Source organism: Methanobrevibacter sp. (assembly GCF_045636185.1).
Classification (GTDB): domain Archaea; phylum Methanobacteriota; class Methanobacteria; order Methanobacteriales; family Methanobacteriaceae; genus Methanocatella.
Genome location: NZ_JAZTXC010000018.1, coordinates 1 through 9,891, shown reverse-complemented (window position 1 = coordinate 9,891; position 9,891 = coordinate 1). Strand labels below are relative to the sequence as shown.

Here is a 9,891-nt window from a genome sequence, read left to right as displayed (position 1 = left end):
ATATATAACATATTTTTTACATAGACTAATTTGAGATTAAATTTCTAATAAACGAATTAGGAGGAACAATATGAAAAAAATAAGTTTAATTACAATATCTTTATTAATTTTTGTATTCGCCATCAGCTGCGCTTCTGCAGCGGATCATAATGTAGATATGACAAATAACACAGACATAGGCAATACAATTGACATTGCCAATGTACAGAATGTTGATTTCAATATTAGTGCTGAAGACAATTCATCTTTAAATATTGAACCCCTTGAAAACAACACAAATACCCCAAGCGAACTAAACATTACCGGACCGAAAATTCATTCAGGCGAGCTAAACATTACAGGACCAAAACCCCACGATTTTGAAATTCCTGGACCGAAAATTCAAGTAAATAGTGATTATGAAGCCCACAATAATGGCGGTGAAATGTTTGTAGGAATTACTACAAGCGTTATTGCAGTAGTAACCGCAAATCCACCATTGCTAATAGTTTCTATAGGCATTTTATTTGATTGGTGGTAGAAAACTGAATGGAAAAATCAGCTTTAAAAGAACAATAATATGTTAAATGTTTTTTTAAACATTTAATATTCATTTTTTTATTAATTTTTTAATTTGAAAAAATTACCTATTTTAAAGTTAAAAACAGCTAGTTTGAAGCAGAATTACTAATTTAAATTTCAAATTAAAAAAAAAATAGAATAATATTTCACACCTTATTTTAAAACCATCAAAAAATAATTTAAACTCTTTATCCAATGACAAAACCGCATCAAGATTTAAATAAATTGAAATAATTATGCTGGAACGTCCATAAAGCTTACCCTAAAAGCATTATTATTATATTTTTGAAATATGTTGAATAGCTTTTCATTGTAATCTTCAATATCATATTCATTGACAATGATGAAATTATCATTCAAATAGAAATATGCTGTTTCAACCAATTGCATATTTTTTGTTTTTTCCATTGAAACAGTGATTATTTCCGTTAATATGGCGTTGGTAATGTAACATTCATTTTCATCAATCAGAATGCATACTTTTTTGTTAATTCATCATTAGAATCATTTTTCCGAAATAATAAAATGTTGAACTACCACGACTTATAGAAATCATGTATTCTTGCACCATTAAGATAAATACATATTTATTAACCAAAAACCAAAATTATATATAATTAAATTTATAGGAATTTATTAACATGTCAAGTAAAAAAAGATTATTCGGAACATTTGGAGTTAGAAGAACTGCAAACGATGTATTAACCCCTGAATTTGCATCAAGACTGGCTGCATGTTATGGAACTCAAATTCAAGGAACCGTTGCAGTTGGTGGAGATACAAGAACAACAAGTCCTATGTTAATGGAAGCCGTAAAGGCAGGTCTTTTATCATCAGGATGTGATGTTGTGGATTTAGGAATACTCCCTACACCAGGTGTTCAATACGCCGTTCGCAAATACTATGATGGTGGAGTAATGATTACTGCTTCACACAACCCTCCAAAATACAATGGAATTAAGTTTTTGGACGAATATGGTATTGGAATTCCTGATGAAATGGATTTGGCTATTGAAGAGTTATACTTTGACGGAGAACCTAAAAGAGCAGAATGGTTTGAAATTGGTCAGGTTTACAGCAATGACAAAATCATTGATGAATACGTTGATGAGGCAATATCAAAAGTTGATGCTGATGCAATCAGAGAAGCTAACTTGAAAGTGGTTGTTGACTGCGGATCCGGTGCCGGCGCCTACACTGCACCATACTTAATCCGTAAATTAGGGTGTGAAGTAACCACCCTTAACTGTCAGGCGGACGGAGCATTTCCTGGACGTGACCCTGAACCTATTGAAGAAAACCTCCAGGAACTGATTGGCGTTGTAAAAGAATTGGGTGCAGATATAGGTCTTGCCCATGACGGAGATGCTGACAGAACAATCTGCATTGATGAGAAAGGAAACTTCGTTTTAGGAGATAAAACATTCACTCTTGTTGAAAAACAAATGCTTAAGGAAAATAATGGTGGAATCATAGTTACTACCGTTGCAACTTCCCAGGCAATTTATGACATAGCAGAAGAATACAACGGAGAAGTAATAGCTACTGCAGTTGGAGATTTGCTTGTAGCACGTGAACTGCATGAAAAAGACGGATTATTTGGTGGGGAAGAAAACGGCGGTTTAATTTTCCCGGACTTTGTCTATGGAAGAGATGCCGTTATGACTGTTGCTAAAATCTTAGAAACCTTGGCTTTAGAGAAAAAACCATTATCTGAATTGGTAGCAGAGCTTCCTGTCTATTATGCAAGCAAAACAAAAATCGAATGTGCTGACGATTTAAAACAAGAAGTTATGGATAATATCGCTGAAGAAATCAAAACCACAACCGATTTCAAACTGGATTTAACCGACGGTGTAAAAATTCTAAAAGAGGACGGATGGGTTATCATTAGACCTTCAGGTACCGAACCTATTTTCAGATGCTTTGCTGAAAGCGATTCACAGGAAAAAGCCGATGAAATGACCGAATGGGGTCTCGGCTTAATTAAAAAATACAAAGGCTAAAAATTGAAGTAACTTTTACTTCAATAATTTTACTTTTTTTAATATTAACAAAAAACATTTAAAAAAAAAACTATTTTTAAAACAATCAATACCTTAATGTGGAATTAAAAAAATAACCCCATAAAATACTCACAGACATTGATTAATTCATCATGTATTTTTAGTGAAAAAATCACAAAAAAGAATTTTAAAAAAATTCTTTAAAATATTATGACAAACCAAATATTTAAACATTAATACAATGAAAAAATTTACTTCAAAAGATAACATCCTCAGAAGTTTTCCAAACATTCCTCTTTCAGGAAAAATGCATCTTCATTGTCGGGATTTCTAAGCAACACCTTATTGAAACTATCAACAGCCTCTTCAAATTTGCCCAGTTCCATCAGTACAACGCCCTTATTTAGCAAAAAGTCAATATTATTTTTTTCTAAAGAAATAGCTGTATTAAAACATTCCAAAGCTTCATCGAGTTTACCCAAATCAATATATGCATTACCCATCCTGTTAATAGCATCAGCATCCATTTCAGAATCATCCAAACAAACCTCAACCGCCCTGTCGAAAGATTCAATTGCCTCTTCCAGACGGCCCATGTCAGTTAAAAGGTTTCCTCTGGAATTCCAAACTTCAGGATTTTCACTGTCAATGACTATGAGCTTGTCATAGACTTTCAATGCCTTATCATACTCTCCTAAAACCTCCAGAATGAATCCTCTCCAGTATAACACAATAGGACTGCTTGGAGAATAATTATAAGCAATGGTACTTGCCTTCAATGCACCATCCAAATCACCTGCATTCAAAAGGGCAATAGCCTTGTTGTTTAAGATATATACATTATCGGGCTCGATTTCCAATGCCTTGTCATAGCAATCAATGGCTTCATCAAACTTGCCCAGTCTTGAAAGGTTGTCTCCCTGCTTATTCAAGAGATAAACATCATGAGGGTCAATTCTTAAAGCCGCATCATAGCACATTGTGGATTTGTCAAATTTACCGCTGTCAAAAAGAATGTCTGCACGTTTTGTTATCATTGACTTTTCATCGATTTTGTCTCCTTTCCAGTCATCGATGTCCAATTTTTCAAAATAAATAATCTGGAATTTGTCGGAATTGTCGACTCTGCCACCATACATCTTTTTAAATTCCTTTAACATTTCTTTAGAGTCTTTAAATCCCTCTTCACGGGCAACATCATCATTGTCTACGATATCCTCAAAAGCAATGTCTTCAACATCAGTGACAATGGCTTCAAAAATCTTCATCTTTTCTTTTGAAACAAGATTCCAGTAACAGTATAATCTGTCACCTTTTTTAAGAGGAGTTTTCCAAAGTTTACGGATTGTTCTTCTTTTTTTACCTGTTATAACATCAATATCATTACTGGAAAATGATAAAATCGGCATTTTGGACCTCCCTTAAATTCATTCAATTACCTGTTCTCCAAATTCTCCTGTTTTAACTTTAACGACACCATCAAATAACGGCCTGATTTCCTCAGCTAATTTAATCAAATCGTGAGGATTCGGAACTTCAACTTCTTCCAAAGCAGGATCCAGCACATTTTTGTTTCTGAACTGCTGAATCGTATAGATGTCGCCTTCAACATCACTTACAAGATTATGGATGTCCTTTTTGGTATGCAATGTAGGAACGTAAGTTGTTCTGACTTCCAGGCGAACATTAGAATCTTCATTTAAAAGTTTCATTGATTTTTTAACCTGTGAACCGACTTTGGCTCCGGTAATCTTTCTGTATTTTTCAAAAGGCGCCTTGACATCCAAGGACACGAAATCCAATAGTTCCAGTTCCAGCAGCTTTTCGATTTTTTCCGGATAAATTCCGCTTGTATCGAGCTTTGTTTTAAGGCCAATACTTTTAATGTATGTGAAAAGCTCAATCAATGCATCAAGCTGCATCAACGGCTCGCCGCCAGATATTACAACAGCATCAATAAAATCAGCAGCATGGTCAATGTCCTTTTTAACTTCTTCAAAAGTCTTTTCAGTATCGTCTTCCAGCAGTTCCACATTGTGGCAATATCTGCATGCCAAAGGACATTTGGACATGAAAATAACCAGGGACATATTTCCATGGAATTCCACTGAGGATATTAAAGTTCCGCCAACATACATCAGTCTACTACCTCATGAACAATTTCAATGAATTTTTTATTCTCTTCCATTGTACAGATACTGATTCTTATCCAGTATTCATCTAAACCTTTAAAGGATGTACAGTCACGAACTATAATTCCTCTTTTCATAAATTCGCGAGCAATTTCTGCTGCAGTGTAACCTGTATCCTTAACGCCAATCAATATGAAATTGGATTTTGACGGAAATACATTAAGAGAATCTATTTTAGAAAGCTCATCAATGAGATAATCCCTGCTTTCTATTCCATCCCTTATTGATCTTTCAATATAGTCAGTATCCTTAAATGTATTTACTGCCGCAACATAGGACAGTCTTGTCAGGGAAAATACGGGCTTTATTCTGTGCATGTATTCGATGATTTCCTCACAGGCAAGGCCGTATCCTATCCTCATTCCTGCAAGGCCTAAAACCTTGGACATTGTCCTTATAATAAAAATATTGTCATATTCATTGATTAAATCCTTATTTGTAACTTCAGAGTATTCAAAGTAGGCCTCATCAATAACGATTAATATGTCAGGATTGTCTCCAGCAATCTTGATTAAATCATTTCTGTCAATCAATGTGCCTGTAGGATTGTTCGGACTGCACAGAAATATCATCTTGGTTTTTGGAGTTATCTTGTCATAAATAGATTCGACATCCAAAGCATTTTTGTCCAAATCCCATTTTGCATAAACCGGCTTAGCGCCATACTGCTTCAACAAATATTCATAATACATATAGGACGGCAAAGGCACAATAAACTCATCATCGGGATTTATGAAAGTCTTTGCCAGAACATCAATGATTTCGTCAGCACCATCTCCTCCGATTATAACCTGAGAATCCTTAACTCCAGCATATTGGGCTGCAAGATGAACTACTTCCTTAAGCTGAGATTCAGGGTACCGGTTCATTGAGTTCAATTCATTTTTAATGGCTTCAATAGCTTTTGGAGAAGGACCCCATGGATTTTCATTAGATCCCAACTTAATAATGTCTTCCTTTTTTAATCCGAATTCTTCAGCTATTTCATCCTGTGACCTTCCGGGAACATATGAGTCCATATCACTAACGATTTGTCTTGGTTTCATGATTTAATCTTCCTTATACTGTTTGGAAAGTTTTACATAATTATCTGCATTAACTTGAATATGCTGAATCTGTTCGGGAGTCACTTCCTTAATCAGTCTTGCAGGAACTCCTAAAATCAGACTATTTTCAGGAAATTCTTTTCCTTCACTTACAACTGCTCCCGCACCGACAATAGAATTTTTGCCTATTTTGGCTCCGTTTAAAACCGTCGCATTCATTCCAATCAAAACGTTGTCTTCCAGCGTGCATCCGTGAATAACGGCCCCATGACCTACAGATACATTATCCTTAATGACAACAGGGAAATCTTTGGAGCAGTGGACAACACAATTGTCCTGAACATTGGAATTATTTCCTATTTTAATTGGAGCAGTATCTCCTCTTACGACAGCACCATGCCAAATGGAAACATTTTCACCGAGTTCAACATCACCAAGTACTTGAGCACCAGGGCATATTACAATAGAGTCTTTTTTATTTTCCATAATATCACTAGTTTAATTTATTCTTTCTTTTCTTTAATTTTATCCTGAACAATGTGAGTTTGCTTTAACAATACTCTTGTATCAGACGGCAAATCTTCATATAATAGAACATTTGAACCGATTGTTGAATTGGATCCAACCTTAACACCAGGAGAAAAGCTGGAGTTGATTCCGGTTTTAACGGAGTCTCCGATAATGGCCCCAAGCTTACGTCTTCCACTATCTTCAATTGCATCCTTGATTTTGGTTTTAACGTTAGCATTGTCAAAACGCAAATTGGCGAGATTTGTTCCTGCTGCAATATTACAGTTAGAACCTATTACGGAATCCCCAACATAACTCAAATGGCTGACATTGGTATTTTCCATAATGATTGAGTTCTTGATTTCAACTGCATTACCGACATGAACATTATCGCCGAGATAAGTATTGCCACGAATATAACAGTTAGGACCTACATCACAGTCCTTACCTATGTAAACATTACCTTCAATGTAAACTCCCGCTTTAATGACACTGCCTTCACCCAAATAAACTTCACCATGAATGTGAGCTCCGTTTTCAACCTTACCCTTAATCTGGGTTTTTAAGTCACCGATTAACTCTTCATTAACTTCAATAAGTTCCCATGGCCTTCCAACATCAATCCAATCCTTATCTGTCTTGTGGCCGATGACCTTTTTGCCTTCATCTATCTGCAGGGAAACTGAATCAGTAATTTCGTATTCTCCCCTCTCAGATATTTCTGTTTTTTCAATTTTTTCAAAAATATCCTTGTTAAATACATATATTCCAGTATTGACCAGATTGCTAGGAGCTTCTTCTTTTTTAGGCTTTTCAATAATATTTTTAATGTTGCCGTCATCTATTTCAACAACACCAAAAGCGGAAGGATCATCTACTTCAGTTAAAACCATTAATGTATCTGGCTTCAAGTCATTATATTTTTTAATGATTTCACCGATTATATCATCATCAAGTATAATATCCCCATTTAAAACAATTAAACTGTCATCAATGAAATTTTCACCATATGAAATAGCATTAGCTGTTCCGAGGAAATCCTTTTGAGTTTCATAGGTAATATTGACACCAAATTTGGATCCATCACCGAAATACTCTTTTACAATTTCTTCCTTATATCTTACAATTAATAATATATCAGTAATACCGTTGTTTTTTAATGCTTCTATATTATATTGAATAATTGGCTTACCGGCGACAGGCAACATTGTTTTAGGCTTTGTAAGTGTTAATGGCCTCATCCTTGAACCTTCACCAGCACTTAGAATTATTGCTTTCAATTTAATTACCCCATATTAATTAAAAATTATTGTACAATATTATGTTTTTTCTAATATATAATTAATTACATTACAATATTTCAGATGAGAAAAAGCATCAGTTATCTTGATTTTACAATCAATAATTTTACCAGTATTGATATAAGTGATGATTTTAATGAAAGAAATAATAAACTAAAATGCTTGAATTGAACCTCTCCGACCTGTAGAGGTCGGAGATTCTTAGGTAATCCATTCTATTGAATGGAAAATATTCTAAGCTATCCCCCAGGTCCCCTAGGTTTTTTTAGTGTTTTTAACCCTTCGTTTAAGATATTGACTGCGGAATTGTGGTCTCTTTCATGCTGTGTGCCGCATTTTGGGCAATTCCATTCTCTGTCTTTTAGGGTTATGTTGTTGTTTTTGTAGCCGCATTTGTGGCATGTTTTTGTGGAAGCGAACCATTGATCTATTTCGATGAATGTTTTACCGTATAATTCTGCTTTGTATTTGATTTTTTGTTTTAGTTTATACCATGCGACATCATGAATTCCGCTACTGACATGATGATTTTTTAGCATACCTTTAATATTTAATGTTTCCATTACGATTATATCGTATTCATTAACTATTTTTTTGCTTATTTTGTGGTGGAAATCGTTTATTATGTCGTTTCTTTTGTGTTCGAGTCGTTGTAGTTGTTCTATGGCTTTTAGGTAGTTGCTTCCATATGGTGAGACTTGGAATCTGCGGGATACTATTTTGCGTTGTTTTTTTATTTTATAATCTAAATCACGGGTGTCTGGTTTGGCTATCACCTCTCCCGTTGATAATGTGATATAATTTTTTAAACCAACGTCAATTCCCACTGCTTTACCGGTTAATGGAAGTGGATCTATTCGGATTTCAATTCGATAAGTCAATATTGCATACCATCTTCCTTTGTCATATAGGATTGTTACGGTTTGTATTCTGCCCAGTATTGGTCGCAATCCATGTAGTTTGATGAATCCGTATTTATTTAGTCTTATGTAATTGTCTTTGAGTCTAATGCTGTTTTTGATGTTTTTAATGGTGAATGATTGTACTGGATTTTTTAATGTTTTAATCTTAGGTTCACCAGATAATCTTTTATCATAGCGTTGATATGCTTTTTGTAAGCGTTCTGTAGATTCTTGTAAAGCTGTAGAGTCGATTTCGTATAGAAATGGATTTTCATGCTTTAATTCACGTAGACAATCATTGTAAAAACTCCTATTTATCCAAATCTTTTCATCCTTAGATTCAGGGTAATTTTTATCGATTATCTTGTTGTGAATTCTTGCTTGCCTTACTTTTTGTCTAACGTTATTGCTAACAAAACGTGAAGCTCCAAAAGCATCCCAAAAAGCAATCTTTAAATCCCAATTAGGATTAATACTACATTTACAACTTAAAACCTCAGGCATAAATAAAACACACCATCTAACAACCATTGAAAAAAACCATTAACAGATTTTTATCACTACAAAAATATATATGAATATACAAAATATATAAACAAAATGAGAGAGAGCATTTGAAAAGTAATTATTCAAAAATATTAATTAAAAAAAATGACTCCGTGTCTTTTTTGTGAAATTCATCTCGTCGGATAAGTCAGAGGGGTCGCCCCCTCCTTCTCTCCTAAGAACCCATCGTGTGACTTTCATCACAATGGGCTCAAGCAAACATTTATCTGAATAATAAGGTTTAATTTATCGTCTATTTGCAAAATAATCTGATTTACTAGCATCATATGGACTGTAATTAAATTTTATCATGGTATGCCGTCTAATCGGGTACCAAGACATTCTTTCCATATGTAGACCATTATTAGGGCCAGTTAAAACCCAATTATCTCGGTGTTTTCCATCATTGTAAGGCGGATAGTATTTCTTTTTAATCCATTTCTTACTTTTCTTGGGATGAAGCCGTGTAAGGAATTTACTATTCTTAATCCAAATGAAATTATCCATTTTGCCAAATATTTCCTTGGAAACATAGGGTTTCCAAAAGTTAGCAATTCCCCTAATAACTGGATTAACAACTTCAATTAAGGTATCAACATTGTTTCCATTCATATTCTCATATATATCGGAGATTTTATCTCGGGCTTTCTGAATACTCTCTTTAGATGGTTTAATTAAAGTTTTGTGGCCATTTTTAGAGTAGTATATTCTGAAATTCAGTCTCAGAAAATCAAATCCCTCTCGTAAATGGGAAATTTTTGTTTTGTCTTCAGCGAGTGTTAAACCTCTTTTAACTAAATAAGGTTCTAGAATTTCAGGTACTTTCA

Annotated in this window: 10 protein-coding genes; 2 read left to right on the top strand and 8 right to left on the bottom strand. The window is 34.3% G+C overall.

Features of this window, described 5'->3' with window-relative positions:
- The first annotated feature begins 70 nt into the window (after nucleotides 1-70).
- Nucleotides 71-520, top strand: a complete 450-nt coding sequence (locus ACKI3Q_RS01440; protein ID WP_407413580.1) for a hypothetical protein — start codon at nucleotides 71-73, stop codon at nucleotides 518-520.
- A 275-nt stretch (nucleotides 521-795) separates the two neighbouring features.
- On the opposite strand, the gene ACKI3Q_RS01435 is transcribed toward ACKI3Q_RS01440, so the two are convergent.
- A complete protein-coding gene (locus tag ACKI3Q_RS01435; RefSeq protein WP_407413578.1) occupies nucleotides 796-969 on the bottom strand; it encodes a hypothetical protein in 174 nt (57 codons plus the stop codon).
- A gap of 233 nt (nucleotides 970-1,202) precedes the next feature.
- On the opposite strand from ACKI3Q_RS01435, the gene glmM reads away from it, so the two are divergent.
- On the top strand, nucleotides 1,203-2,567 hold the full coding sequence (glmM, locus tag ACKI3Q_RS01430) for a phosphoglucosamine mutase (protein ID WP_407413576.1): 1,365 nt from the start codon (nucleotides 1,203-1,205) through the stop codon (nucleotides 2,565-2,567).
- A gap of 272 nt (nucleotides 2,568-2,839) precedes the next feature.
- On the opposite strand, the gene ACKI3Q_RS01425 is transcribed toward glmM, so the two are convergent.
- The 7 genes from ACKI3Q_RS01425 to ACKI3Q_RS01395 all read right to left on the bottom strand — a co-directional run.
- On the bottom strand, nucleotides 2,840-3,976 hold the full coding sequence (locus tag ACKI3Q_RS01425) for a tetratricopeptide repeat protein (RefSeq protein WP_407413574.1): 1,137 nt from the start codon (nucleotides 3,974-3,976) through the stop codon (nucleotides 2,840-2,842).
- Nucleotides 3,977-3,994: 18 nt separating this feature from the next.
- Entirely contained in the window at nucleotides 3,995-4,705 is a 711-nt protein-coding gene (locus ACKI3Q_RS01420; RefSeq protein WP_407413572.1) for an anaerobic ribonucleoside-triphosphate reductase activating protein, read from the bottom strand.
- On the bottom strand, nucleotides 4,705-5,805 hold the full coding sequence (gene hisC / locus ACKI3Q_RS01415; RefSeq protein WP_407413570.1) for a histidinol-phosphate transaminase: 1,101 nt from the start codon (nucleotides 5,803-5,805) through the stop codon (nucleotides 4,705-4,707). The genes ACKI3Q_RS01420 and hisC overlap by 1 nt, the downstream gene beginning before the upstream one ends.
- Before the next feature lie 3 nt (nucleotides 5,806-5,808).
- The gene (locus tag ACKI3Q_RS01410) at nucleotides 5,809-6,291 is read right to left on the bottom strand and encodes a gamma carbonic anhydrase family protein (protein WP_407413568.1); all 483 of its coding nucleotides are present in this window, start codon (nucleotides 6,289-6,291) and stop codon (nucleotides 5,809-5,811) included.
- A 17-nt stretch (nucleotides 6,292-6,308) separates the two neighbouring features.
- On the bottom strand, nucleotides 6,309-7,601 hold the full coding sequence (glmU, locus tag ACKI3Q_RS01405; protein ID WP_407413582.1) for a bifunctional sugar-1-phosphate nucleotidylyltransferase/acetyltransferase: 1,293 nt from the start codon (nucleotides 7,599-7,601) through the stop codon (nucleotides 6,309-6,311).
- Between the two features lie 254 nt (nucleotides 7,602-7,855).
- Nucleotides 7,856-9,022: an RNA-guided endonuclease InsQ/TnpB family protein gene (locus tag ACKI3Q_RS01400; RefSeq protein WP_407413566.1), complete on the bottom strand. Its 1,167-nt coding sequence runs from the start codon at nucleotides 9,020-9,022 to the stop codon at nucleotides 7,856-7,858.
- Between the two features lie 288 nt (nucleotides 9,023-9,310).
- On the bottom strand, nucleotides 9,311-9,891 hold a 581-nt coding region (locus tag ACKI3Q_RS01395), incomplete at its 5' end, for a group II intron maturase-specific domain-containing protein (protein WP_407413564.1).